Annotated in this window: 22 protein-coding genes, 2 rRNA genes and 1 pseudogene; 11 read left to right on the top strand and 14 right to left on the bottom strand. The window is 51.4% G+C overall.

The features are described 5' to 3' along the window. From CFLAV_RS20165 to CFLAV_RS20155, 3 genes are all read left to right on the top strand, one after another. Nucleotides 1–303: ribosomal RNA gene (locus CFLAV_RS20165) — 23S ribosomal RNA — on the top strand; the annotation flags it as partial. 180 nt (nucleotides 304–483) lie between these two features. Continuing rightward, a 5S ribosomal RNA gene (rrf, locus tag CFLAV_RS20160) occupies nucleotides 484–599 on the top strand. Nucleotides 600–773: 174 nt separating this feature from the next. Then, a complete protein-coding gene (locus CFLAV_RS20155; protein WP_007416666.1) occupies nucleotides 774–3,335 on the top strand; it encodes a DEAD/DEAH box helicase in 2,562 nt (853 codons plus the stop codon). Nucleotides 3,336–3,341: 6 nt separating this feature from the next. On the opposite strand, the gene CFLAV_RS20150 is transcribed toward CFLAV_RS20155, so the two are convergent. Then, the gene (locus CFLAV_RS20150; RefSeq protein ID WP_007416665.1) at nucleotides 3,342–4,472 is read right to left on the bottom strand and encodes a right-handed parallel beta-helix repeat-containing protein; all 1,131 of its coding nucleotides are present in this window, start codon (nucleotides 4,470–4,472) and stop codon (nucleotides 3,342–3,344) included. A 180-nt stretch (nucleotides 4,473–4,652) separates the two neighbouring features. Here CFLAV_RS20150 and CFLAV_RS20145 point away from each other — a divergent pair, with 180 nt between their 5' ends. Next, nucleotides 4,653–5,972 carry a M48 family metallopeptidase gene (locus CFLAV_RS20145; RefSeq protein WP_160164624.1) on the top strand — a complete coding sequence of 440 codons (1,320 nt, stop codon included), beginning with the start codon at nucleotides 4,653–4,655 and terminating at the stop codon, nucleotides 5,970–5,972. Between the two features lie 22 nt (nucleotides 5,973–5,994). Here the strand turns inward: CFLAV_RS20145 and CFLAV_RS20140 are convergent, their stop codons facing one another. Beyond that, the gene (locus tag CFLAV_RS20140) at nucleotides 5,995–6,450 is read right to left on the bottom strand and encodes a hypothetical protein (protein WP_007416663.1); all 456 of its coding nucleotides are present in this window, start codon (nucleotides 6,448–6,450) and stop codon (nucleotides 5,995–5,997) included. 110 nt (nucleotides 6,451–6,560) lie between these two features. Next, complete coding sequence (locus CFLAV_RS20135) at nucleotides 6,561–6,899, bottom strand: hypothetical protein (RefSeq protein ID WP_007416662.1); 339 nt, start codon at nucleotides 6,897–6,899, stop codon at nucleotides 6,561–6,563. A 159-nt stretch (nucleotides 6,900–7,058) separates the two neighbouring features. On the opposite strand from CFLAV_RS20135, the gene CFLAV_RS20130 reads away from it, so the two are divergent. Next, entirely contained in the window at nucleotides 7,059–7,472 is a 414-nt protein-coding gene (locus CFLAV_RS20130) for a hypothetical protein (RefSeq protein ID WP_007416661.1), read from the top strand. Nucleotides 7,473–7,618: 146 nt separating this feature from the next. After that, on the top strand, nucleotides 7,619–8,191 hold the full coding sequence (locus CFLAV_RS20125; RefSeq protein ID WP_007416660.1) for a DUF4142 domain-containing protein: 573 nt from the start codon (nucleotides 7,619–7,621) through the stop codon (nucleotides 8,189–8,191). A 135-nt stretch (nucleotides 8,192–8,326) separates the two neighbouring features. On the opposite strand, the gene CFLAV_RS20120 is transcribed toward CFLAV_RS20125, so the two are convergent. Next, nucleotides 8,327–9,505 (bottom strand): sensor histidine kinase, encoded by a 1,179-nt coding sequence (locus tag CFLAV_RS20120; protein WP_007416659.1) that lies wholly within the window; start codon nucleotides 9,503–9,505, stop codon nucleotides 8,327–8,329. A gap of 24 nt (nucleotides 9,506–9,529) precedes the next feature. After that, entirely contained in the window at nucleotides 9,530–10,243 is a 714-nt protein-coding gene (locus tag CFLAV_RS20115; protein WP_007416658.1) for a response regulator, read from the bottom strand. Between CFLAV_RS20115 and CFLAV_RS20110 the strand changes: the two genes are divergently transcribed. Then, nucleotides 10,230–10,514 (top strand): hypothetical protein, encoded by a 285-nt coding sequence (locus tag CFLAV_RS20110; RefSeq protein WP_040549550.1) that lies wholly within the window; start codon nucleotides 10,230–10,232, stop codon nucleotides 10,512–10,514. The two genes, CFLAV_RS20115 and CFLAV_RS20110, sit on opposite strands and share 14 nt — an antisense overlap. 48 nt (nucleotides 10,515–10,562) lie before the next feature. On the opposite strand, the gene CFLAV_RS20105 is transcribed toward CFLAV_RS20110, so the two are convergent. The 9 genes from CFLAV_RS20105 to CFLAV_RS35050 all read right to left on the bottom strand — a co-directional run bounded on the left by CFLAV_RS20105 (nucleotide 10,563) and on the right by CFLAV_RS35050 (nucleotide 17,928). Beyond that, nucleotides 10,563–10,967, bottom strand: a complete 405-nt coding sequence (locus tag CFLAV_RS20105; RefSeq protein WP_007416657.1) for a response regulator — start codon at nucleotides 10,965–10,967, stop codon at nucleotides 10,563–10,565. A gap of 100 nt (nucleotides 10,968–11,067) precedes the next feature. Then, nucleotides 11,068–11,748 carry a phosphate signaling complex protein PhoU gene (gene phoU, locus CFLAV_RS20100; RefSeq protein ID WP_007416656.1) on the bottom strand — a complete coding sequence of 227 codons (681 nt, stop codon included), beginning with the start codon at nucleotides 11,746–11,748 and terminating at the stop codon, nucleotides 11,068–11,070. Nucleotides 11,749–11,779: 31 nt separating this feature from the next. Further along, nucleotides 11,780–12,613 carry a phosphate ABC transporter ATP-binding protein PstB gene (gene pstB, locus CFLAV_RS20095; protein WP_007416655.1) on the bottom strand — a complete coding sequence of 278 codons (834 nt, stop codon included), beginning with the start codon at nucleotides 12,611–12,613 and terminating at the stop codon, nucleotides 11,780–11,782. A gap of 7 nt (nucleotides 12,614–12,620) precedes the next feature. Next, on the bottom strand, nucleotides 12,621–13,571 hold the full coding sequence (gene pstA / locus CFLAV_RS20090; protein WP_007416654.1) for a phosphate ABC transporter permease PstA: 951 nt from the start codon (nucleotides 13,569–13,571) through the stop codon (nucleotides 12,621–12,623). Then, nucleotides 13,568–14,743, bottom strand: a complete 1,176-nt coding sequence (pstC, locus tag CFLAV_RS20085; protein ID WP_007416653.1) for a phosphate ABC transporter permease subunit PstC — start codon at nucleotides 14,741–14,743, stop codon at nucleotides 13,568–13,570. Before pstC ends, pstA begins: the two co-directional genes overlap by 4 nt. 131 nt (nucleotides 14,744–14,874) lie before the next feature. Next, nucleotides 14,875–15,726, bottom strand: a complete 852-nt coding sequence (locus CFLAV_RS20080; protein WP_007416652.1) for a phosphate ABC transporter substrate-binding protein — start codon at nucleotides 15,724–15,726, stop codon at nucleotides 14,875–14,877. Nucleotides 15,727–15,783: 57 nt separating this feature from the next. Then, on the bottom strand, nucleotides 15,784–17,133 hold the full coding sequence (locus tag CFLAV_RS20075) for a putative porin (protein ID WP_160164623.1): 1,350 nt from the start codon (nucleotides 17,131–17,133) through the stop codon (nucleotides 15,784–15,786). Nucleotides 17,134–17,201: 68 nt separating this feature from the next. After that, on the bottom strand, nucleotides 17,202–17,429 hold the full coding sequence (locus CFLAV_RS20070) for a hypothetical protein (protein ID WP_007416650.1): 228 nt from the start codon (nucleotides 17,427–17,429) through the stop codon (nucleotides 17,202–17,204). A gap of 142 nt (nucleotides 17,430–17,571) precedes the next feature. Further along, nucleotides 17,572–17,928 carry a hypothetical protein gene (locus CFLAV_RS35050; protein WP_007416648.1) on the bottom strand — a complete coding sequence of 119 codons (357 nt, stop codon included), beginning with the start codon at nucleotides 17,926–17,928 and terminating at the stop codon, nucleotides 17,572–17,574. Nucleotides 17,929–19,181: 1,253 nt separating this feature from the next. Here CFLAV_RS35050 and CFLAV_RS35045 point away from each other — a divergent pair. From CFLAV_RS35045 to CFLAV_RS20045, 4 genes and pseudogenes are all read left to right on the top strand, one after another. Continuing rightward, nucleotides 19,182–19,874 (top strand): hypothetical protein, encoded by a 693-nt coding sequence (locus CFLAV_RS35045; RefSeq protein WP_150107513.1) that lies wholly within the window; start codon nucleotides 19,182–19,184, stop codon nucleotides 19,872–19,874. Between the two features lie 309 nt (nucleotides 19,875–20,183). After that, nucleotides 20,184–22,470, top strand: a pseudogene (locus CFLAV_RS20055) (Tex family protein). Nucleotides 22,471–23,177: 707 nt separating this feature from the next. Continuing rightward, nucleotides 23,178–23,543 carry a SpoIIAA family protein gene (locus CFLAV_RS20050; protein ID WP_007416643.1) on the top strand — a complete coding sequence of 122 codons (366 nt, stop codon included), beginning with the start codon at nucleotides 23,178–23,180 and terminating at the stop codon, nucleotides 23,541–23,543. Between the two features lie 84 nt (nucleotides 23,544–23,627). Beyond that, nucleotides 23,628–24,758, top strand: a complete 1,131-nt coding sequence (locus CFLAV_RS20045) for an aldo/keto reductase (RefSeq protein WP_007416642.1) — start codon at nucleotides 23,628–23,630, stop codon at nucleotides 24,756–24,758. The last annotated feature ends 15 nt before the right edge of the window (nucleotides 24,759–24,773 follow it).

Here is a 24,773-nt window from a genome sequence, read left to right as displayed (position 1 = left end):
CAGTTCGGTCCTTATCCACTGTGGGCGCAGGAAACTTGAGGGGTTCAAACCTTAGTACGAGAGGACCGGGTTTGACGCACTTCTGGTGTGGCAATTGTTTCGTCAGAAGCATCGTTGCGTAGCCATGTGCGGAAGAGATAAGCGCTGAAAGCATCTAAGTGCCAAGCTCATCCCAAGATATTGTTTCCCGGAGCTCTAAGCTCCCTAAAGACCCCATGTAGACCACGTGGTTGATAGGTTAGGCGTGCAAGCGCTGCAAGGCGTTTAGCGGACTAATACTAATCGGTCGTGCGGCTTGATTGCTTATTCTTTTACAAGAATCAAGCTTTTGACTCGCGAACTAATTGATAAAATCCATAATAAGATCCTGTGTGTAGTTTTCAGGGAACCTCTCCTTGGTAAACTGTTCTTTTTAAATATATTTTAGGCGGTGGTGCACGAAAGAAAGGGACCTCAACACTCCCGCACCTCCCCCAACGACTTTTTGGTGGTCATAAAGCTGTGGCCCGACCCGATCCCATCCCGAACTCGGCCGTCAAACACAGTCTTGCCGATGGTAGTGCCTGTATAGCTTGCGCGAGAGTAGGTTGCCGCCAGATTCTTTCAAACTAAACCCGGTTTTCATCCTTGCATGGAAAACCGGGTTTTTTGTTTTTGCATATGTCGTGTTCTGATTGCGTATCGCATTAATGTTTGATCTTCACGATTTTTCGCCATTTTCAATTCTTATCTCGCTTCTCAATTTCGTTATCTCGCATTAGGCTAACCGTCTCGTGTCTAAAACACTCTACGATTTGATTCCTCGTGATGAACGCCTGAGCAATGACGTTCTGTTGGGACGCTTTCTCGAATATGTCGAGGGACGCAAACTCCAGCTCTATCCCACCCAGGAATCGGCCATCTTGGAATTATACGAAGAAAAGAACGTAATTTTAAACACGCCGACCGGCTCCGGAAAATCGCTCGTCGCCGCCGCACTGCATTTTAAAGCTCTCGCCCAAGGCAAACGCTCCATTTACACCTGTCCCATTAAGGCTTTGGTAAATGAAAAATGGATGGCGCTCTGCCGTGACTTTGGGCCTGACAACGTTGGTCTAAGCACCGGCGACGCCACCGTCAATCACGATGCTCCCATTTTATGTTGCACCGCCGAGATTCTTTCCAACATTGCACTTCGCGACGGTGCTCAGGCCAATGTTCAAGACGTTATCATGGATGAGTTCCATTATTACGCGGACCGTGATCGTGGTGTTGCCTGGCAAGTGCCGCTTTTGACACTGCCCCAAGCTCGCTTTCTCCTCATGTCCGCCACGTTGGGTGAAACTGCTTTCTTCGAGGAGGAGTTAACCAAACTGAATGGCAAGCCTTCGGTTACCATTCAATCGAATGAGCGTCCCGTTCCTCTTGAGCATGCTTATTCTGAACTGCCGTTGGCGCAAACTCTCGAGAGCCTGGTGGCAGATGGCAAGAGTCCCGTCTACGTCGTTCACTTTACCCAACTGGAGGCCTCTCAAAGCGCACAGGACTTCACCAGCATTAATGTCTGTTCACGAGATGAGAAAGCAGCGATTGCCAATGCGATCGAGGGTTTCAAGTTTAGCAGCCCCTATGGTCCCGACATTAAAAAGTGGCTGCGTCACGGCATAGGCGTTCACCACGCTGGTTTGCTTCCTAAATATCGCATCCTTGTGGAACAACTTGCACAAAAGGGTCTGCTCAAGGTGATTTGTGGGACGGACACTCTGGGGGTCGGCATCAATGTTCCGATCCGCACGGTTCTTTTCACCAGGCTCTGCAAATTCGATGGTCAAAAGACTGGCATCTTGAGTGCGCGCGACTTCCACCAAATCGGTGGCCGCGCTGGGCGCAAGGGATTTGATGATAAAGGCTGGGTTGTCGCCCAAGCACCTGAGCACGTGGTGGAAAATCTCAAACTCGATGAGAAAGCAGCGAAGGGTGGCAAGAAAGGTGTCAAACGCAAACCTCCCGAACATAATTTCGTAAACTGGGACAAAAATACGTTTACCCGCCTCATCTCAGCCCAACCCGAGCGGCTCACCTCGCGTTTTCAAGTTACGCACGCCATGCTGCTCAACGTGCTAAGCCGTAAAGCGGATGGTTGTCGTGCGATGCAACAACTCATTAGTCGCTCCCACGAAACTCCCAAAGCCAAGCGAGCTCACATCAAGCGTGCCTGGCAATTATTCCGCTCGTTGCTGGACCGTAAGATAGTTGAATTTATTCCAGAAACTCCAGAGGGTGCCTACCTATGCGTAAACATCGAGTTGCAGGAGGATTTCTCGATGGACCAGGTTCTTTCGCTCTATTTGCTGGAAACTATTCCACTGTTGGACCCTGAAGCCCCGGATTATGCTCTCGATCTTATCACGCTCGTCGAATCCATTCTCGAAAATCCCGAACTCATTCTTCGGAAGCAACTGGATAAGGTTAAAGATCAGAAAATGGCCGAGATGAAACAGCAGGGGCTCGAATATGATCAACGAATGGATGAGCTTGAGAAATTGGAATATCCCAAGCCTAAACGCGAATTTGTTTATTCCACCTTTAATGCCTTTGCCGATCGCCATCCGTGGGTCGGACAGGAGAACATTCGCCCTAAATCCATTGCACGCGAAATGTTCGAAGAGTTTCGTTCGTTTGCCGATTACATCAAAGGCTACGAATTGCATCGTGCGGAAGGCTTACTCCTGCGCCACCTTTCCAGTGTCCACAAGGTGCTGACTCAAACTGTTCCTGACACTGCAAAGAACGATGCCGTCCGCGAAATGGAACTCTATCTCGGGACGATGATTCGTCAGGTCGATTCCAGTCTGATGGATGAATGGGAACGCATGCGCGATCCCAATTATCAGCCAAGGGCCGAAGCTAAGGAAGTCCGGCCGCCGGGCGCTGAAGAAGCCGACAAAGACATCACACGCGACACGAAAGCGTTCACTTCCGCGATTCGGAACCGAATATTCAGTTTTCTCCGAGGGATGGTCGTTCGCGATTACGAACAGGCGCTCAAGCATCTCAGCTCGTTGGAACAACCCGGTGGCGAATCTTGGACTCCTGAGCGCTTACGACAGGCGCACGAAGCTTACCATGCGGATCATCAATACATCTGCCTCGATCCGAACGCACGCAACACTCGTCATACCTACGTCGTTCCTTCCGAAGACAAAAAACATTGGCGCGTGCAGCAGATGCTGGTCGATCCCGAAGAACACAACGACTGGGTGGCCGAGTTTGAAATCGATCTGGCTCAATCGAGGATTGCGGGTGAGCCTTTCATCACATTAAAGAAAGTCGGCAGCCTGACCAGCACTGCGTAATCTCGATCAAAAATCGTAGTTCGCGTGCGGGTTGCTGTTCGTCGCGAGGGCCGCCAAACTGCTGAGCGTCGGCCCAAACAAATTACCTGCCGCAACAATATAATTCGCAGCGCCTTGCCCACCAGAGCTGTTCTTGATGATCACATTGCCAGAAGTGTCCACTCGGATGCCTGTGTATCCCAATGTGACATGATTGCCTTCGATGCGATTATACGAACCGCTTACATGAATGTTGTTGTTGCTGGCAGTAAAACCACCGTTTCCATATGCGTTATTGTTTAAAATAACTCCGTAGGAAACCATATAAATCCCGTCGCCTGTGTTGTTGATAACCGTGCAATCCTGAACAGTGCTGAGGAAGGTCGAGATTCCAATCCCGGTATTGCTGTAAACAGCGCAACCAACAATGTTGCAGGCTCCAGCCGCACTGATTCCACCGCCACCATTCGATTGAACCGAGCAGTTCTTAATGCTGGTTCCGGGACTTGCCAAAATCCCGACGCCAGTATTGTACTGCGAAGCACAACCGGTAATCGTACTGCCAGAAGAACTGTTAATCCCGGCTCCGCCATTGGACTCGGCGGTGCAATCTTTGATGGAACTGCCGTTGCCCCCATTGATGCCGATTCCACCGTTGGAGATACTGACACACTTGCTGATCACCGCTCCATTCCCTGTATCGATGCCAATTCCAGAATTGCTGTCCGCTCGCACTTCTTCAAAAAGACCATTCAGCGTGTTGGTTGCTGCGATTCCGGAGCGCCCCCAATTCCTGACGGTTCCATTGCGAACACTTATATTGCGAATGGATGGAGTGGCAAATACTCCGTTGGAGGAGCCCGGTTTGCCGATCAAAGCGAATCCATTCAGATCAATGGAAACATTGTCCACCGCTACGGTAATGCCGTTGGTTCCTTGAGAGGCAGTTAAGCTTCCGACCAAATAGTAGGAACCGGAAGTAGTGATGACGAATGGCAGGGAAGAAATGGGAGTTCTGGCTTCAACCTGATCGAGAGTCTTCATGGTTGGTGCTGGCGCTCCGGGAGGAGTCAGTGAACCCTGGCCAAAAGAGCAGGGAATCCAACTGAAGCAAAGCAGCACTAAAATACAAGCGATGGATTGAGGGGTGCTTTTCATAGAATTCGCGGATGATAAGGTGAAAATCGGATTTCCGGCAAGCTAAAGCTCGCCGGAGCAGGACCCTAAAATCACTCCTAACCGAACTCCACGCATCCATCCTTTGACTTCGGGCCAGGGCAGGATTATGTAATGGCGTCCAGCAAACGGATGCAACCTGATCGACAAAGCGGACTTTTCATGCGCTATCTTTTTTTTACCATCATTTGCCTTTTCTTCAGCCGCATCGGGATTGCGGCAGAGCAGTTACCCGCATTGCAAGGAACGCCTTCCTCTGTGACATCGCAAATTGAATCGGTGGACGAAACACTTCCGGTAGCCGTGCCTGAACCCAGCGCCAAGGCGCTGGCACATTATCGAAGCGGCACGGTGCTTTGGTGTATTCGCACCATTTGGGAACTGTGGCTTCCAATATTGTTTTTATTCACCGGATTTTCCGCACGTTTGCGGGAGTTTGCCCGGAAGATTGGACGCCATTGGTTTTGGGCCATGTGCATATACTTCGTGGTGTTGGTGGTCCTGAACTACTTGTTGAGTTTGCCCCTGGCGTATTTCCAGGGATTCATCCGGCCGCATGCCTATAATTTGTCCAATCAAACTCTTGCCAAATGGTTTACCGACTCGCTAAAGGAACTCGGTTTGGTGCTGGTGCTTGGCTGTCTGTTCCTCTGGATACCTTATCTGCTTCTTAAGAAAAGCCCGCGTCGCTGGTGGCTTTATGCCTCGCTGGCCATGGTCCCCATCTATTTTTTTGTGGTGATGATTCAACCGGTTGTCATGGCACCGATGTTCAATCAATTCACGCCGGTGAAAGACAAGGCGCTCGAAGCAAAGATCATGGCGCTCGCGGAAAGGGCAGGCATTCACGGCGCAGGTATCTATGAAGTAAACAAAAGTGTGGATACCAAAACGGCAAATGCGTACGTGAGCGGATTTTTGGGAACCAAGCGGATCGTTTTATGGGATACGATCATTGCCCAGTTAAATGAGCGCGAACTGATGTTTGTTCTCGGTCATGAGATGGGACACTATGCGCTAAACCATGTCGTCAAAGGCATTCTTTGCCTCTCCGTACTGACTCTCGTTGCCTTTTACGGGGTGCATGTTGCGGCCTCATTTCTATTGCGACGTTTTTCAAGGTATTTCGGATTCGACCAGCTTTCAGATCTCGCCTCGCTGCCATTGCTCGTGCTGCTCATAAATGTTTTTTCATTGGTGCTCACCCCCATTGGCTTTGCCTACAGCCGACATTTGGAGCACGAAGCGGACAGGTTCGGATTGGAACTCACGCACTACAATCACTCCGCTGGCACCGGGTTTGTCAAACTGCAGCAGCAAAGTCTTGGGGTGCCATGGCCCGGGCTGGTCTACACGATTTGGCGCGCCACTCATCCTTCCAACGGCGAACGTGTGGAGTTCTTCAATGAATACAAACCATGGCTCAAGCACGAGCCTTCGCGCTACGAAGCTTACTTTACTCCCGAACAGCCAAAGAAGTGATGCCTTGCCGCAACTCCTTGATCTATTTTCTTGAAGCCATAATCAAGGCCCGGATGTAAAGAATCACCTGGCCCGGAGTTACACCGCACCTGGGGGCAATCTCCTTCGCAATGTTCTCATAGCCTTCGCGTGCATTGAGTCGCTGAACGATGTTCTGAGAAAATGGCTGGAGAGCATTAATGGCCTGCTGCGTGAGTTCAGGACGCTTTGCAATCGCCGGCACTGGTTCCAACTTTAGACAAAGCAGATAACGAACAAGATTGTTGATTGTGTAGATGGGAGCCACGATGAGGGAAATGATGCCCAGCCAACCCACCGTAAGATTGATCAGGGTGAACTGCCAAAAATACTTGTGAATGCAGGATTTGCACAAATTGCCTTTTAAAGATTTGTTGAAGCGTATGACAAGTGCACCAATATTTTGATGAAACTCCACATGCCTGGTCTTTGCTTCGATGCCGCAGGTTTGGCAAATCATGGTAATGGTTTCCTTTTTCGAGTTTGAATTTTGGAGGCCACATTACCTTTCAGAAGCAGATAGTCAATTGTTGTTTCGGGTTGACTGGGGAAGGTTAAATTACTGAATCATCAAGTCAAAAACTCAGCGATCGCGCTGTGTTCCTTCTTGATCGTTTCGATGAGACGGTCCAGCCGCCGAAGACGAAGCAGGGAATTAGTGACAAGAAAAGTTCCCAACACCACCAGTCCAAAATTCAGCAGGAGCAGTGGGACAAGTAAACTCATCACATGTAAAATATTGTAAAGCCTTGAGGTCGCAATCAGTACGCTAAGCACGGAAAGCGGCAGTGCAAATACAGCTATCCCGGATCTCAACGTGGATAGAGCCGTGCGCTTTTCAGCCAGAATGAGCTGAATCTCATTAAAGATAGAACTATCGACTTCAGATTTTCTTAATTTCAAGAACACTCCCTCGGATCACAGTTCGCCTGGCACATATCCTATTATATATAATTTACACCTAAAAACCAGCTTGCCCGCTCACGGAATGCGATTTGCATTTCAAAAAGGCATCTTCTCCCTCTAAAAGATACGATTCTGGCATATATACTGCTGGAGGTGTCAGAAATGGGAACTCTCGATCTTAGCGGCGACGGCAAAGCCATCGTCGAGTATATGAAAGCATTTTCCCACACTTTCGTATCCGGCCGGGAGATAGCCCGGCGGGCTGGTGGTAAAAAGCGCTATGCTGAGGACCGATTTTGGGCCATGCCGATCTTGTCCAGGCTGGTGGAGGAGGGGGTGCTGGAATCCGATAATGCTGGGCGCTTCCGTTTGGTGCAGGAGAGACCGCAAAATTCAAAAAATAAGCTGAATCGCCACGTTGCGCCGCAAATGCTCAGAATACTGAAAAGTAGCGGTCGGGAGTTTCAAACATTTGATTTGGGGGATTATGAAGAGCCACCTGCCATCCCGCCATATCCTCAGCATCTTTTGCCAGACAAACACAAAACACCTCCCCCTTCGTCCCGAGATGGTTGAGAATCTTCTTTAAATCCTTCCAGTAATTGAACTTGGATTGGGGCTTAAACAGCTGCAATCCCTTCTTGTGGTTAAATTCTTCATTTAAATTAAGGGTTTATCCCTAATTGAAGACAGCCTTTAAAAAGCTAGGTTACCAACATATTATGAAAATAAACTCTCTGTTTCGCTCTACTGCCCTGGGTGCTGTGCTCGCTCTGGGATTACTGACAACTTTTCGTGCGGCTGCGGCCGATACGGATCAACACGGCCAATTCACTGCCAAGGACTTTAAATTTGTAACCGATGCCGCCAAAGGTGGAATGACCGAAGTGGAACTGGGCCAACTGGCCCAGCAAAAAGCCTCAAACCAAGCCGTCAAAGATTTCGGCCAGAAAATGGTCGACGACCACAAGAAGGCGAATGATGAATTAATGCAACTTGTGTCCCAGAAAGGAGCGACACTTCCGACGGATGTCACCTCCACTGGTGAAAAACGAGTGGAAGATCATCTGAGGAACCTTTCTGGGGCTGATTTTGACAAGGCCTACATGGATCACATGGTCAAAGACCATAAAAAGGACGTGAAGGAATTTGAGAGAATGTCAAAAGACGCCAAGGACCCTGAGTTGAGGGCGTGGGCCGCCAAGACTCTGCCCACACTGGAGCAACACCTGCAGATGGCGGAAAGCCTGGACCAGACTGCCAAAGGGGAAAAACACCAGTCCACCGCCCAATAACTTAGTAAAGAGTCAGGCAATTTGATCGGCAGCCTTGTTCCGTGGGAAACCCCGGCAAGGCTGCTAATCATTTAATGTTTTGGGAAAATCACTGGCTCAAACCACTTAAACTCAGTGGTGGCAGAACCTATGATTTTACGTCTGGAGCAGAGTGAAATAGAATGTTGTTCCTTGCCCGGGCTCGCTACTAACCCAAACTTCTCCGCCATGTGCCTGCACAATATGTTTTACGATGGCCAGTCCAAGCCCGGTGCCACCGGTTTCACGTGAGCGCGCCCTGTCCACACGATAGAACCGCTCAAAAACCCGCTCGCGAGCTTCGTCCGGAATTCCCGGTCCGTCATCTTTCACCCAAATTTCCACTTTGTCGCCGGGCAGCGCCTTGCCTCCGATGGTGACATTGCCCCCGGTGCGACCATATTTGATCGCGTTTTCTATCAGATTGAATAAAACCTGTTGCAACCGGTCTGCATCGGCACGCGCTTTCAAATCTTCAGCCAATGTGTTTTGCAGCTTTACGTTTTTTCCGGAAGCGCGGGACTGCAGATCGTCAACCGCCCGCCCAACCTCGTTGTTTAAATTGACCTCATTCAAATTCATCACGATCTGACCGCTTTCCAGTTTGGAAATGGTGAGCAGGTCCTCAATCAGGAACGTGAGTCTATCGGTATGCTTCTCAATGGTCCCGAGAAACCGGGTGCACAATTCCGGATTGTCTTTGGCTCCATCAATCAGTGTTTCCACGAACCCCTTGATGAGCGACAAGGGGGTGCGCAGCTCATGGCTTACGTTCGCGACAAATTCCTGCCGGGTATTCTCCAGTTCTTTGAGGCGGGTTAAATCATGAAACACCATGATGGTGCCATGCTGGCCACCCTCGCGACCGGTAACCGTCGCCGCATTTACTTCCAGTCGGCGATTGTTGGTTCCATTAAGCTCAAGTTCGAACCCTTTCACCAACCGCTCCTGTTCTGCCCGCCTGGCCAGTTCAGCGAGTTCCTGCAAGCGGAAGGCTTCCATGATGGTTTGGCCGCGGACATCCTTGTTAATGCTGAAAAATTCCTGCAGGGATTTGTTGACCAGTTGAACGTGCCCGGCATGATCCAAAATGAGCACGCCCTCGGTCATGCTGTTGAACAGCGCCTGTTGCTCCGCCTTGCGTTGAGTGATTTCCAGACCGTGCTCGCGTTGAGCGTCGGAAAGCGATTGCTTCTCCCGGGCAATTTCCTCCAGCAAGCGCCGGTACCGATGCCGCCACCAGAAATGCAGGGCCACAGCACCTGCAATTACGATGGAGAGCAATAGATAGAGCATGTAACGCGAGTGCCAGTTGAGCCGCTATTCGTCCACAAAGCGGTAGCCTACGCCGCGAACGGTGTCGAGATATCTCGCAGCCGCACCGAGCTTTTCGCGAAGACGACGCATGTGCGTATCCACTGTACGGGTATCGATGAGATTATCGTATTCCCAAACGTCCTGCAGCAATTGCTCTCGGGATTGCACGCGGCCGCGGCGCTGGGCGAGCACGGTGAGCAGCTTGAACTCGGTGGCCGTCAGTTCAACCGGCTTGCCCTTTACCAGGGCCAGGTGCTTTGGGATATTAAGCGAGAGTTCCTTCAAAATGATTTCGTCGGATTTCTCCCCGGTAGTTTGGCCGCTGCGAAGCAGTCGTTTTACTCGCAGCACCAATTCACGCGGGCTGAAAGGTTTTGTGACGTAATCATCCGCGCCGAGTTCCAGGCCCAATACCCTATCAATCTCTGCGGCCTTCGCCGTAAGCATGATGATTGGAATCCCTGATACTCTGGCATCGCGGCGAAGGATTTTGCAAACTTCCAAACCGTCCACTTCCGGAATCATGAGGTCGAGAATGATGAGATTGGGGAGCAACGATCGGGCTTTGTTGAGAGCTTCCTCGCCGTCAGCGGCGGTGATTACCTCGTAGCCGGCGCTCTTCAGATTGAATTTGATAAGTTCAATCGCATCGGGCTCATCATCAACAACTAGAATCTTTGGTATCACGTGAGTGTTGGGTACCATGCCCACCATCATTCTACAAGCACAGCCCCGTGACAAAAAGGTTACAGTTCTGTTACAGAAAGTCGAGGCGGGCAAAGTCTTGGCTTCATTAAATATGGAAGCAGATGACCTGCATCCATTTATGGATGGAATTTTTTTGGCTTTTATCCGGGAGGTCTTCTTTTTGCATCGCGCACGCGCCGCTTATATCGGCGATAATAGGAAGGTACAAAAACCAAACCCAAAAAAGCGGCTGAAAAAAGTCCAACCATCAGCAACAGTATGCTCGCGGGATCATCGCTGAGTGCAGCAGTCATTCTCGAAGCCTGGGATTGGTAGATTCCTGGAATAGCTAATTCAATTGATTTCCATCGGGCCTGGCCGGATGAGCTTGCAAGGTTTTTTTCACCCGCAAAACCAGCTCTCTTGGGCTGAACGGTTTGGTCATGTAATCCTCTGCGCCGTAATCCAACCCGATCAGGCGGGAGAGTTCGCTGGTCCAGGCGGTAAGCATGATAATCGGTATGCGGGCAGTGGTTGGGAAGCGATGCAGCAGTTCGCAGACGGACAATCCATCCATCTCTGGAAGCATTAAATCCAGGACGATGAGGTCTGGGATCAGGGAATTAGCCTGGGTCACGGCATCCAGCCCATTGCTGGCTGTCACCACTTCATAACCCTCTGCCCTCAAATTGAAGGACACCAACTCCACGATGTCAGGCTCATCATCGACTATCAATATTCTAGGTCTCATCATCCCTCATTATCAGGGGTAAGATGACCGCAAAATGACGCGGAAGTTACATTATGGTTACAACCGATGGCCAGGAGGCAAAACCAGACGGCGCCCCGGCATGCTAAGAAGAGGTCTGTTCAGCGGTTGCTGATTTGAGGGAATGACGAATATCCCGGGCTTCATACAGATAAACAACCTCTTCAGCCACATTGGTCGCATGGTCGGCGATGCGCTCCAAACTTTTGGAAACCACCATCAGATTGAGACAGCGGGTAATGGTGCTCGGCTTTTCCACCATGTAACTGGAAAGCTCGCGATGGAGTTGCTTGTTTAAAAGATCCACTTCCTTATCGCGGGGGATGATCGCCCGCGCCTTCGCGGTATCGCGATTCACAAATGCATCCAACGCATCCTTGAGCATATCAGTTGCCATATTGGCCATGCGGGGAATGTCCACATAAGGCTTTAACTGTGGTTCCGTGCTCAGTTCCAGCGAGCGGCGTGCAATGGTTGTAGCCTCGTCCGAGACACGTTCCAAATCGTGCGAGATTTTCATCGCAATCGTAATCAACCGCAGATCCGTGGCGAGTGGCGCCTTGGAGAGCAACTGGATCGACATCTCATCAATATCAATCTCAAACTGGTCCACGATGGCGTCATCCGCCATGACCCGGCGGGCCAGCTCATCATCGCGCTCAACCAGTGCCTTGATGGCTTTCGTCACCGAACCTTCGGCGTGACTGGCCATGGTCAGCAGGGTTTCTTTCAGCCCCACTAGTTCGTTCTCAAAATGAAGGGTCATAGGTTATTGGTTCCAGGTTCAGGCTTTTAACTCAACCAAAACGGCCGGTGACGTAATCCTCTGTTTGTTTTTGCGTCGGGTTGGTAAAGATCTTCGAGGTGCGGTCATGTTCAACCAGCGTGCCGATGTAGAAGAATGCGGTATAATCGGAGATACGCGCGGCTTGTTGCATGTTGTGAGTGACAATGACGATGGTGAACTCTTTCTTTAAATCCAGAATCAATTCCTCTATTTTGGCAGTGGCAATCGGATCAAGCGCCGAAGCCGGTTCATCCATGAGAATGATTTCCGGCTTGATCGAAATTGCACGGGCAATGCACAGGCGTTGTTGCTGGCCACCGGACAAACCCAGCGCACTGGCGTGAAGCCGGTCTTTAACCTCGTCCCAGAGAGCCGCACCGCGCAGGCTGTTTTCCACAATGCCCTCCAACTCCGAACGGCTCCTGAGGCCTTGCAACTTCAGCGCATACGCAATGTTTTCGTAAATCGATTTGGGAAATGGATTCGATTTTTGAAAAACCATTCCCACACGTTTCCGCAATTCGATCACATCCACTTCACGGCTCATGATGTTGTGGCCTGCGATTTTGATGTTTCCTTCGATGCGCACGTTGTCGATTAGATCGTTCATCCGATTGAAGCAACGGAGCAGGGTTGACTTGCCGCAACCGGAAGGTCCGATGAAAGCTGTTACCAATTTTTCGGGAATCTTGATGCTGATCTCCTTGAGCGCCTTGGATTGGCCGTAAGAGAGGGAAAGCTTTTCTGTTTCGATCAGCGTCGATGTGCCTGCATGCATGCTCGCGGTGGTCTGCGCTGCCAGCGTCTGGTTCACCGCAAGTCTCGATGGTTTGGTTTCCGTCATAAGTCAGTTAATGCAGCCCACGCAGTTTCTTCCGCATCCGGGCGCGAATAAATATTGCTATAATATTCAGCGCAAACGTCAGCATTAGCAAGACCAGGACTGTCGCGTAAAGAATCGGCTTGGTCTGCTCGACATTCGTGGACTGGGTGGAAAGCACATAAACATGATTACCGAGATCCATGAACTGGTCAGTAATGGTTCTGGGCAGGTCAGCCATGTAGTAGGCCACTCCAGTGAAAAGAATCGGCGCCACTTCACCCGCGGCGCGGCTGACTGCCAAAATCCCGCCGGTCATGATGCCTGGCAAAGCCTGTGGCAAAACAATTCTTAGAATGGTCTCCAATTTGGTGGCCCCGAGTGCCAGGCTGGCTTCGCGCATGCCTTGGGGAATGGCTTTCAACGATTCCTCCGTTGCCACGATGACCACCGGCAAGGTCATCACCGCCAATGTCATGGAAGCCCAAAGCAATGCCGGCTTCCCCCAAAGATGATCGGGACTGCCAGCTCGCAAATAATTGTCCATGTTGTGCCCGATGAAATTGATGAAAAAGCCGAGTCCGAACAAGCCAAACACGATTGAAGGCACACCAGCCAGGTTGTTTACCGCGCCACGGATGATGCGTGTAAAAATCGACGTGTGATGTGCGTATTCAGTAAGGTAAATGGCGGTGGTGACTCCCACCGGAATGACAAAAATAGTCATCAAAATCACCCTTGCGGCCGTGCCATAAATCATCGGCAGGATGCCCGCATACTTTGTGTTAAACATGTCCTTTTCTGTTCCGCCCGTGATAAAATGCCACGAAAGTCCGCTCCACCCATTGACGAGAATGTTAAGCAGAATAACCGCGAGAATGCCGAGGATCAGCAGCGTGGCCAAACCGGTGAGCCCCGAGAAAAAGAAGGAGCCGAAATCGAACCTGGAGCTTTTAAATGAACGCGAAGAGTGTTGGTTCATCGCTTGCCCTCCAGCTTGTGTTTCAATCGATGAATGACCAGTTCACCCGCCAGGTTGGAAAAGAAAGTGACCACAAAGAGCAGGGCACCGAGCATGAAAAGGATTCGATAATGATGGCCGCCGGCGACGGTTTCAGGCATCTCCGCCGCCACGGTGGCAGTGACGGTGCGGGTGAGATCAAAAATGTTCCACGAAACAATGCTCGCATTGCCGCTGGCCAACAAAACAATCATCGTTTCCCCAATGGCGCGTCCAAAGCCAAGCACCACGGCAGCAAAAACACCGGGAATCGCCGCTGGTAGAACAATTTTCCAGGCAGCCTGCCATTTCGAAGAGCCAAGCGCCAGAGCCGCCTGGGAGTAACTGCGCGGAACGCTGGTCAAGGCATCCTCCGCGATGGAAAAAACCACTGGGATGATGGCCAAGCCCAAAGCAATGCCTGCCACAAAAGCATTCAGACGCGATTGGTAACCGAAAATATTTTGCAGCACCGTGGCCATGACAATCAGCGCAAAAAAGCCAAGCACCACGGATGGAATGCCTGCCAGCAACTCGATGGCTGGCTTGAGTAGTTCCCGTTTGCGTGGGGAGGCAAGCTGAGAGACATAGATGGCAGACCCCAGGGCGAGCGGAACTGAAAAGAGCAACGCTATGATGGTCACTTTCAGACTGCCAATGATCAGCGGAACAATGTTGAATTTTTGAATCTGTGAAACCGGTTGCCAAATAAAAACCGGCTTTTCGTAGTTGGACCATTGATGCGGAAAGAGCAGATATCTCCAGGAAGTGGTGTTCAGGCCGGCATCCTTATCCTTTGAAGATTCCTTTAGTTCGTCTGCCTTCGCCTCCATGAGGGCTTTTTTAGTGTCGGTATCCATCTCGGTGTACTGCTGCGGTGTCAGCCCGAGATATTCCTGCATTTCAGCGGGAGACAGTTTGCTCATCTCCTCCACCGGAATAATTTTTTGCCCGGAGGCATTGTTCATCTTGCCCAGCAAAATGGGCATGGCTTCCCTGGCCACGAACAGGAAAATAAGAAAGACCATCACGATCGCCGAGAGCGAGACCAGAAAGATCATCTTCTCGGCAATCCATTCCAGCGGACGGGCTTTATGGCCTCTTTGAAGGCCCATCCATCCGATACTGCGCTTTGCTGGTTTATCCGCTATCATCTATGAATCTATAAAGTAAGTTGGGCGGGTCGAGGTTTACAATCTATGAACCGCTCGCCCGCCCTTTTTTTTGATCGCAGGAGGAACCGCTAATCAAATCATTTTGAACACCTGTGCTGTCCAACTCCGGATTATTTCTCCCGCAGATTGGCTGGCAGGGGATAATATCCCACTTCCTTCACGATCTTTTGTCCTTCATCACTGCGAATCCAGCTGAGGTACGAAGCGACTTCGCCCTTGTCCAAGGCGGGGTTCACATAATTGTAAAGATAGCGCCAGATCGGATAGGTCTGGTTCAGGACGGTTTCCTCATTCGGTTCAATGGCTTTGGAGTTTTCATCCTTCTTGATGCCCAATGCGCGGGCACCAGCGCCGTAGGCTGCACCACCATAACCAATGGCACCCTTATCCTTTGAAACACCTTGCAAGAGCATCGCAGTGCCCTGCGCCATTTGTGCGCTGGCGACGAAGTCCTTACCTTTCAACACATGTTCCTTGAAGAATTCGTAGGTGCCGGAGTTGTTTTCGCGGCTGTAAACTGAGATGGGGCCATCGTTGCCACCAACTTCCTTCCAATTCTTGATGCGACCGGTGAAAATGCCTTCCAACTGTTCCAAGCTCAATTCCTTCACAGGATTGTCGTTATTGACGTAAACAGAAAGACCGTCAACTGCCACCTTGTATTCGCGCGGAGCCTTGTAGAAGGCCCTGATGCAGGCTTGGATTTCAGTCGACTTGATCTTGCGGGAGGCATCCGCAATGTCGGTCTGCTTGCTTTGCAGTGCGGCAAATCCAACGCCAGAGCCGCCGCCGCTGACCTGGATCTTGGTTTCCGGATGCTTGCCCATGTAAACCTCAGCCCATTTCTGGGCGAGAATGACGAGGGTATCTGATCCCTTTACGGTGATACTGCCGGCGTGCGCGGAAATGGCGGTTGCCAAAGTGGCAGCAATGATGGCGATTTTAGTTGTCAGTTTCTTCATATCTAATTTTAAGTTTCTGCTTTTCTTCAATTGGGTCGGATTAAAAAGCCAGCATCGCTATGGTGAGAGGCGTTGCTGGTGTGCCAGCGTGCCCGGCACATTACTAATTTGCTCGGTGATGAAATAACTCATCACGAACGTCAGCGGGTCGCACGGGCGATACCAGGCTTTGATATGATGGCCGCGAACGTCCGTGCCACCCTTGGTGTTAAAACCGAAGTCATCATCCACCAGCCCATTCCAGGCCACGGCGGACTCAATGGTCTTGTAATTGTAAGCGATCTGCCAATTACCCTTCTGTTTGACGCTGCCAAAGATCACCCCCAGGTTGTAAGCCTCATTGGCGCTGCCGGAATAGTTTTTGCCCGGAAAGGGCGCGCTGCTCGCCGCGGGATTGTTGGCGTATTCAGCTCCCAACGTGATCGGGAACTCGCCTTTAAACATTGGAAATGAATCCAAAGCGTAGGTGGCCTCCGCGCGGGCGATGACTGGATTGAAGTTTTGCGCACCTATCCCTGACGCCGGGGTGCCGTTCTGGTTGATGAAGGTTTGCAGCGAAGCCGGTATTTCCATCTGGTTCTTGAAATTCATCAAAGCCAGACCAAGGCGGGTGGTGAATTTTGGAGTCCATTTGCCAGTCCAGTCCACCTGGTTGATGAAGAGATACGCATCATTATTTGGTCCTGCGCCACTGGCATTAAAGTTTTCCGCAATGACAAACTGGCCGGAGGTGAATTGGATCTTCTGATTGTCCGTCGCTGCCAGGGTGAATCGCTCCTGGGCGCCTTCGGGTTGATAATCATAATCGATGATGGCATCGGTGATCCAAAACATGTTGTCCATCTTCCCGAACTGCGCGGTGAACCAATCTCTCGGGGTCCACTTGGCGTAGGCGGCATCAACAAAAATGAATTTGCGGCTGCCATCATTGTTGAGGGTGGTATTGGCGGAGAAAATGCTGCCACCGAGTGAGGGCGCGGCGCTGCTGAGATCACCAGAACCAAGGCGAAGGCCAATCTCAAGGTTGTCAGTCATCGAGACGGTGGCTCCAAAACGGGCGCGATAACGAAAGCGCGTCCGATCCTGATTGGCGTACGTATTCGGCTTGCCCGGAGTTGGGCCGAAATTCTTGTCGTCCTGGTAAATGCCATCATAACGTCCGCGGAAATCTCCACTCCACTTGAGCGAATTCACCCAATCGGACATGCCGGTCTTCACCTGATAAGCACGATTGAAGTCCTGATTGGCTTCTTCGCGCAGATCATTGGCTTCCTTGACGCTGAGGATGCCTTTGTCCACGAGCTTGTCGATCAGTGCGTCCGAAGATTGGCTGTAAGCCGCGGAACCGAAAACTACCGTGGCGAGCACTCCAATCACAAGCGATGCGTAAGTTTTGTTCTTTGTCATTTTCGAGTATTGGGTTTGTTGATCTGATGAAATTAAATTATAAGCCATTTGTTACAGACCAACGTCGGCTATGTTACGATTGTGTGACAGAAACTCGACCATGCCAGATTGCGTTTTTGCAGATGCTTTTGTCTCAGGCGGATAAGATAGATACCAGGCTGATCCAGTTCTGGTTGTGAGGCAACATTCGCCCATCCAAAATGTTGTGGTGTTCCCGCTGGCACGAAGAATGAGCGCCGGTCGGAATCGCCCACTGGGCAAAGTTCAAGGGTTGAAGCCGGGGCTTTCTGATTCATATGATTTCTTCTTTCGCTGGCGATTCAAAGTTGAGCACAACCAATGCATGCAAAGTTGCCGCTGGTGTGTTTCGTAGCAGTGGCGGGGAAGTTACATTTTCGCAACGGTTTGGATTGCGTAACATGGTTGAAGTCCTGTTCGCTATATGTCACTCCGTGAAAGCCCAATGTCAAACGGCCCATGAAGCTGCTTCAAAATCCATTTCTGGAACTTCTCGCCCTCTTCCAAAATTTTTTTAACCGTCCGATACCGTCCGTTGGCGTCCGATACCGTCCGTTGGCGTCCGATACCGTCCGTTGGCGTCCGATACCGACCGATACCGACCGATACCGACCGATACCGACCGATACCGACCGATACCGACCGATACCGACCGATACCGACCGATACCGACCGATACCGTCTGATCCCCCATTCACATACAGGATTCGAAAAGCAACCATCCAAAACGAGCTCCTGACCCAATCCCAACCTGATAACATGTATGTTGGTGCTCATTTGGCATTCAAAACTCAAAAATAAAAGTTGTCCCGTTAACACTCGTTAGCTGCCGCTAGCTCGTGTTAACTCGCGGTTACCCGCCATTCTTGAAGCCTCGACAACGGTTACTCCGACCGCCGGGCGAGTTTGAATCTGAAGGAGTGTGAAGTCGTTTTTTTGCTCACTCCTCTGTGTTATTATTTATGCAATCAAAATATGGCTGACAATGGAGAGAAAGTTATCCATATAAGCTAACTAAGGCAACAACTATTTTGTTTAATATTCTTCCTTATTATGTATATATTCATATTGTGGCACCTCTCGTGCTATCCTACGCTGAATCCAAGCAGTTAAAAAGTCGGCGAATCGATTCGGTCTCGCACCGATGGTTGGGACAGAAGTTCACCAGATCCCGCTGACAATCGAGCAAACCCTTGGAAGCCCCGTTATCGCACCCATCCCATTTATTGAACTCTGCCTCTCTGTCTTTATCCGTGTTCATCTGTGGTTAAGTTATCGAAACCCGCATAAATAAATGGTTTGTTGAGCGAATGGAAGTGTGCTGTCCGTGGAACTGTCAGTATATCGCTGAATCCAATCACAACTCGCCACGACTGGCTAAAACTCGCTAAAACTTCGCCACAATGCTTGAGAGCCGCCCTGCCACTCGCTGCCAAGGGGTCCTGTTTCCCGGCGATAATCCTCGGCGGAAATTCTCGAATCCGCTTTCATTAACCCATGACCGGTGCCACACTCCGAAAAACAACCATGCACGCGCAGTTGTTTATCAAGAGTTAGGCGGCATGAAGAAATTTTTTTTCCAACTTCGCGCACGCGGCACAATTTTGAGCCTGCTACTTTTGTGCTCTTGCGCATCTCCGGCCAAGCCAGAGGCCATCACGGCAGCGTCGGGACTGCCGGCGGATGTGACTATGAATCCAGATGCGGGCTGCGGAAACTGGTTGTTTGTGACGCTACATCTAGAGGACGGCGAAGAATTGCCCTTTTTCATAGACACTGGTGCCGCAGCAACTTTTCTCGACAAATCATTGACGTCGAAATTGGGAGCACCTCTGGCTTCTGAAATTCTGCCAGATACGGGCAGACATGAATCCAAACGTTATCTCGCACCAAAACTTTTTTTGGGCAATGTGCAATTGAAAACCGGGGATACCGTCCAGCTCCTGGATTTCACTAACGAAACAACATCTGCCGGGAGGAGGGTGATGGGAGTGTTGGGAATCAGTTGCCTCAAGTATTACTGCATCCAATTGGATTTCGATGCCGGCAAAATTCGTTTTTTGGATCCAAACCATCTGGAAACAGCATCGTTGGGACAAGCTTTTCCAATCAATTTCACGAATAAGTGGCATCAGCCTTTGCTACAGACTGGCGGTCTAGTCGAAGGAATAGGGAAACCCACTTTGATTGATAGTGGATACCTCGTTGCTGACGGCACTCTAAATCCGGGACAGTTTGCAGGGGTAGTTCGCAACGGAGAGTTGATTACCATCAACGGTAAACCGGGATGGGCGCGACTTCCAAATTGTGTTTGGAATGGAGAAACGCACAGCAATCTTATAATCGCAAGGGCTGACTGGAACGCGATTGGTTTGAACTTTCTAGCTCGACATCTTGTCACCTTGAATTTTCCCGCACGAACCATGTATCTCAAACAGATCCGTGCCGGTCCCTTCATTCAAAATATGGAAGCAGCAGACAGATTTCTAATAGACCTAAAAGAAAATAACCAACTGCCAGGCTGGTCAAAAACTGATCACGGACAAATGATTAATCCTCGGGCATATTCCAATCCTGTAACTTTTACGAGCAAGAAGAATGGTGATTCATCTGTCTATCATTACACAGTTATCCGGGCGTCCAAAGACAGTTCTTGGAAGTTGCAAAAAGCTTGGCGGACAGATCAGAACGACAAAGTGATCGAAGAGCTTCCTGTCCCATGATTCCACGCGCGATGCTTAAAAAATCCAAAAGCTAGATATGGATGGTTTCGATTAACACACCAGACTGCCAGTTAGACTGTCAGTAAAAGTGCAGGAAAGTTGCGAAAAATAATGGCAAACAATGGCAAATTCGCCTTGGTTTCATCAGCGTTTCCGCTATTTTATTGGGGTTCTGATTTAGATATACAGACCGTGTCCATCCGTGGTTAACCTCAACTTTTCCCCAAATAAACAGTCGGCAGAAAACTTTTCTGAAAAACGATTTACAAGAGCGATGTTCCTACGGTACATCATCGGTCCTTTGTACGCATGAACGAGAATTACATTGCCAAAATTGCTGGTGAACTGAAGATCCAAGGCCGTCAGGTCGCTGCCACCGCACGCCTGCTCGCCGAGGGAGCCACCGTCCCCTTTATTGCCCGTTACCGCAAGGAAGCCACTGGAACCCTGGATGAAGTGGCCATCACTTCCATCCGCGACCGGATGTTGAGCCTGGTGGAACTGGACCAGCGGCGCGAAGCAATCGTAAAGTCCCTGGAAGAACGCAATTTGCTCACCGACGAGCTAAAATCCGCCATCACCAAGGCCGAAACCCTGACTGCGCTCGAAGACATTTATCAACCCTACCGCCCCAAACGCCGCACTCGTGCCATCATCGCCAAAGAGCAGGGGTTGGAACCTCTCGCCGATACCATTTTCAACGGCCAGGCCACCGTCGATCCCTTGGCCGAAGCCAAACCGTTCGTCGACGCCGCCAAAGGTGTGGAATCCGTCGAGAAAGCCCTGGCTGGTGCCCGCGACATCATCGCCGAGCGGGTGAGTGACGATGCCATCGCGCGTTCGAAACTGCGCGAACTTTATTGGAGCAAAGCCTTGGTCCGCTCAAAGGTCATGACCGACAAGCAGGAAGCCGGGGCGAAGTTCAAGGATTACTTTGATTGGAGCGAACCCGTTTCCAACATCCCCAGCCATCGCATGCTGGCGATTCGTCGAGGTGAAGAGGAAACCTTCCTGATGATGCGCATCACGCCGCCCGAAGAAGATGCCCTGTTCCTGCTCGAACCATTATTTGTTAAGGCACCCGGAAAACTCGCTGGCGAACAGGTGCGACTGGCGGTTCAAGACAGCTATAAACGTCTGCTCGGCTCCGCCATTGAAGTCGAACTCCGCATCGAATCCAAAGCGAGGGCCGATCGCGAAGCCATTCGTGTCTTCGCCGACAATCTCCGCGAACTATTGCTCGCCTCTCCCTTGGGTCAAAAGAACATGCTGGCCATCGACCCCGGATTCCGCACGGGATGCAAGGTGGTCTGCCTGGATCGACAGGGCAAGTTGCTGCATCACGATGTCGTTTATCCGAGCCAATCGGACTCTCGGATTCGGGAGGCAGCGGATGCCATCCGCAGCATGGTTCAAAAATTCCAGATCGAAGCCATCGCCATCGGCAATGGCACCGCCGGCCGTGAAACCGAGACTTTCGTTCGCACGCTCAAACTCCCGGCCTCCCTTCCCATTGTGATGGTCAATGAAAGCGGAGCTTCCATTTATTCCGCTTCCGAAGCCGCACGCGAGGAGTTTCCAAACGAGGATCTTACGGTGCGCGGCTCTGTCTCGATTGGCCGCCGTTTGATGGACCCCTTGGCCGAACTCGTGAAACTCGACCCCAAGTCCATTGGCGTCGGCCAATACCAGCACGATGTCGATCAGCGCGCGCTGAAGAACAGTCTCGATGACGTGGTGATGAGCTGCGTGAACGGCGTCGGCGTGGAACTCAATACCGCCAGCAAACAGTTGCTCGGCTATGTCTCCGGGCTGAACTCCACGCTGGCCGCCAACATCGTTGCCCATCGTAATGAAAACGGACCTTTCAAATCTCGCAGTGAACTGTTGAAGGTGCCGCGCCTCGGACCAAAAGCCTACGAGCAAGCCGCCGGATTTTTGCGTATTCGCGACGGCGAGAACCCACTCGATGCCAGCGCCGTGCATCCCGAAAGCTATCCTATCCTCGATAGGATGACCAAAGACTTGAACTGCTCTGTGCAGGACCTGCTCAAAGGACTCACTGCTCCGCCAAAAAATCCAGCCACAAAAATACGTGACGGAAACCGTCGGTTTGCCAACTCTCACCGACATTCTCAACGAGCTGGCCAAGCCCGGCCGTGACCCGCGTCAAAAATTTGAACTCTTTGCCTTCAAAGAGGGCGTGGACAAAATGGAAGATTTGCAGCCCGGGATGAAGCTGCCTGGCATCGTCACCAACGTGACGGCGTTCGGTGCCTTCGTCGATATCGGCGTCCATCAGGACGGCCTCGTCCACGTCAGCCAAATGGCCGACCGCTTCATCAAAGACCCCGCAGAAGTCGTCAAGGTTCAGCAAAAAGTGATGGTCACCGTCACCGAAGTCGATTTGCCCCGCAAGCGCATCGCCCTGTCGATGAAAGCCAATCCCGAAATCGGCCCATCGAATGCCGGAGCCCGAACCTCCCCCGGCGCCCCGCGCCCCGCAGCCGGCCCACGCCCACCCGCAAAACCCGCCGCCCCCAAACCCGTCGACTGGTTCACCGAAGCCCTGAACAAAAACAAACCCCGCAACTAATTTCGTAGCCGCCACGGAATGTAGCCGCCGAGGAAAGGAGGCGGACTGGCTCATAAATCCAGTTCGCTGCAACCCGGAGCGCCGGTTTCCAAACCGGCTTATGATGAAAATCCTCCAATACCAGCTTGGGCTTCTGCGAAAATGGAAATCAATCATTCCTCTCTTTTCACGGAGCAGCAAGTTCCAACCGTGGGCTTGCCGGGAGTTCTCGTGAGAGTTCGCGTCTGTGATTGGTTCTCAGGCTAAGCCGGTTTGGAAACCGGCGCTCCTATTTGAACGGTTGCATCGGTAAAAACGCTTCTCTGTAACCAACAACCGCAGCTCATATTTTCCAAGCGGCCTGTAAAGTCCAAGTCGGCTTACGATGTTGTACCATCCCAGACGCGCAGATTCTCCGCCACGAACAAAAGGCCTTTCAGCAAAAAACCGTAACCCTTCCACAAACACCACCCAAACGAAACCCTGCCAACACGACACAAACCCTCCTGGTTCGGAGTCCCGCCTTCAGGCGGTGCCTTTGTAACGACCTAATTACTGCAACAACCTCCACCCGTAAGGCCCTCAAACTACCAACCATTTCACAGATCCAACGGACTGCCCCACAACATTCCTTTCGCATAATCGCGTTGAAAACACTTCGCGACTTAACGCAACCACCCCACTTGCGTACCATCCAAACGGAGCCTAATTTCAAAAAAAGGATTTTTATGTCGATTCAACTCGCTCAGGAACCCGGAACCGCATTGTTGGAAATTGAACTGACCGGAAAGCTCAAGAAGGAAGACTACGAAGCCTTCGTTCCAAAGCTCGAAGCCCTCATCAAAGCAGGCCGAAAACCCAGACTCCTCGTCAGCATGCACGACTTCCACGGCTGGACAGCCGGCGCAATCTGGGAGGATATAAAATTCGACCTGCACCATTTCAGCGACATTGATCGTATCGCGTTTGTGGGCGACAAATCTTGGGAGAAGGGAATGAGCACCTTCTGCAAACCATTTACCACCGCCAAAATTCGATTCTTCACCCCAGACGAAATCGACAAAGCAAGAGAATGGCTCCACCAAAACGCCTAGCAAGCCCACACGCCCTCCTGGTTCGGAGTCCCGCCTTCAGGCGGTGCCTTTGTAATCACTTAATACTCAAACAAACTTTTAAACATGGGTAAAACCAGACGTGAGTTTATCGGCCTGACCCTCGCAGGATCCGCCGCCGTTGCTGGTGGCATGGGGCAGCCTGCGCGGGCGCTGGAGGAAACTAACACTCAAGCGAATACCAAAATGAAAAACAGCAAGGAATTTTTTCCAGCCGGCTTCAACTTCGGCCTCGGCGGCGTGCCGCTGGGCAACGAGTTCGAAATCATAACCGATGACGAGGCCCATAAAACGTTGCAGGGTGCCTGGGATGCCGGCGTGCGCTACTTCGACACGTCGCCATGGTATGGGCTCGGTTTGTGCGAACGCCGTTTCGGGGCGTTCCTGCACGATAAGAAACGTAGTGACTACGTTCTCTCCTCCAAGGTGGGAAAGCTGCTCAAGGCCTCACCCCGCAACCAGGGAAAGGAGCTTTTTCCCTTCGCTCACTCGCCAAACGACGTGGTCTTCGACTATACAGCCGACGGTGTGCGCCGCTCGATCGAGGACAGTCTGCAGCGTCTGGGAGTGGACTCGCTCGACATCGTCTTCGTTCACGACGTCTCGCCGGACAATTCCTTGCTTCCGACACCGTGGGAGGAGCAATTCGAGATCGCACGCAAAGGCGCCTTCTCGGCGCTTACCAAAATGCGCGAGGAAGGCATGATCAAGGGCTGGGGTGTGGGTGTGAACCGCCCGGAGCCGATCCTCAAGCTCATGGAAGTGGCTGAAGCCAATGTCTGCCTGCTCGCGAGCCAATACTCGCTCATGGATCACAAGAACGCCCTCGAAAAGGTTTTCCCCGCCGCCCGGCAACACGGCATGGTTTTCGTCGTGGGCTCATCCCTCAATGCGGGGTTTCTGAGCGGAAGTCCACGCTACAACTACGGCAAGAATAACTACATCATCTCGCCCGAACACATCGAGAAACGCAACCGGCTCCGCACCGTGGCAAACCGACATGGCGTCGATCTCAGAACCGCCGCACTACAATTTTCTGTTGCGCCCGATGTTGCCGCAGCACTGGTGGTCGGAGCGAGAAGCGAGGACCAGATTCTGGCCGACTTCACCTCGATGCACACCAAGGTGGCACCTGATTTTTGGGCTGAGCTGAAGACAGAGCATCTCATAGAGACCAACGCTCCCACCCCGGCTTAACCGGTCACCCCCAAC

It is taken from the genome of Pedosphaera parvula Ellin514, assembly GCF_000172555.1.
Classification (GTDB): Bacteria; Verrucomicrobiota; Verrucomicrobiia; order Limisphaerales; family Pedosphaeraceae; genus Pedosphaera.
The sequence above is the reverse complement of the archived record's forward strand: the minus strand, read 5'-3'. Positions and strand labels throughout refer to the sequence as shown.

Bases quoted from the DNA above. Each gene is read 5' to 3' on its own strand.
- CFLAV_RS20150 (WP_007416665.1), bottom strand. From the start codon at position 4,472: ATGAAAAGCACCCCTCAATCCATCGCTTGTATTTTAGTGCTGCTTTGC.
- CFLAV_RS20145 (WP_160164624.1), top strand. From the start codon at position 4,653: ATGCGCTATCTTTTTTTTACCATCATTTGCCTTTTCTTCAGCCGCATC.
- CFLAV_RS20140 (WP_007416663.1), bottom strand. From the start codon at position 6,450: ATGATTTGCCAAACCTGCGGCATCGAAGCAAAGACCAGGCATGTGGAG.
- CFLAV_RS20130 (WP_007416661.1), top strand. From the start codon at position 7,059: ATGGGAACTCTCGATCTTAGCGGCGACGGCAAAGCCATCGTCGAGTAT.
- CFLAV_RS20125 (WP_007416660.1), top strand. From the start codon at position 7,619: ATGAAAATAAACTCTCTGTTTCGCTCTACTGCCCTGGGTGCTGTGCTC.
- CFLAV_RS20120 (WP_007416659.1), bottom strand. From the start codon at position 9,505: ATGCTCTATCTATTGCTCTCCATCGTAATTGCAGGTGCTGTGGCCCTG.
- CFLAV_RS20110 (WP_040549550.1), top strand. From the start codon at position 10,230: ATGCCCACCATCATTCTACAAGCACAGCCCCGTGACAAAAAGGTTACA.
- CFLAV_RS20115 (WP_007416658.1), bottom strand. From the start codon at position 10,243: ATGATGGTGGGCATGGTACCCAACACTCACGTGATACCAAAGATTCTA.
- CFLAV_RS20105 (WP_007416657.1), bottom strand. From the start codon at position 10,967: ATGATGAGACCTAGAATATTGATAGTCGATGATGAGCCTGACATCGTG.
- phoU (WP_007416656.1), bottom strand. From the start codon at position 11,748: ATGACCCTTCATTTTGAGAACGAACTAGTGGGGCTGAAAGAAACCCTG.
- pstB (WP_007416655.1), bottom strand. From the start codon at position 12,613: ATGACGGAAACCAAACCATCGAGACTTGCGGTGAACCAGACGCTGGCA.
- pstA (WP_007416654.1), bottom strand. From the start codon at position 13,571: ATGAACCAACACTCTTCGCGTTCATTTAAAAGCTCCAGGTTCGATTTC.
- pstC (WP_007416653.1), bottom strand. From the start codon at position 14,743: ATGATAGCGGATAAACCAGCAAAGCGCAGTATCGGATGGATGGGCCTT.
- CFLAV_RS20080 (WP_007416652.1), bottom strand. From the start codon at position 15,726: ATGAAGAAACTGACAACTAAAATCGCCATCATTGCTGCCACTTTGGCA.
- CFLAV_RS20075 (WP_160164623.1), bottom strand. From the start codon at position 17,133: ATGACAAAGAACAAAACTTACGCATCGCTTGTGATTGGAGTGCTCGCC.
- CFLAV_RS20070 (WP_007416650.1), bottom strand. From the start codon at position 17,429: ATGAATCAGAAAGCCCCGGCTTCAACCCTTGAACTTTGCCCAGTGGGC.
- CFLAV_RS35050 (WP_007416648.1), bottom strand. From the start codon at position 17,928: ATGAGCACCAACATACATGTTATCAGGTTGGGATTGGGTCAGGAGCTC.
- CFLAV_RS20050 (WP_007416643.1), top strand. From the start codon at position 23,178: ATGTCGATTCAACTCGCTCAGGAACCCGGAACCGCATTGTTGGAAATT.
- CFLAV_RS20045 (WP_007416642.1), top strand. From the start codon at position 23,628: ATGGGTAAAACCAGACGTGAGTTTATCGGCCTGACCCTCGCAGGATCC.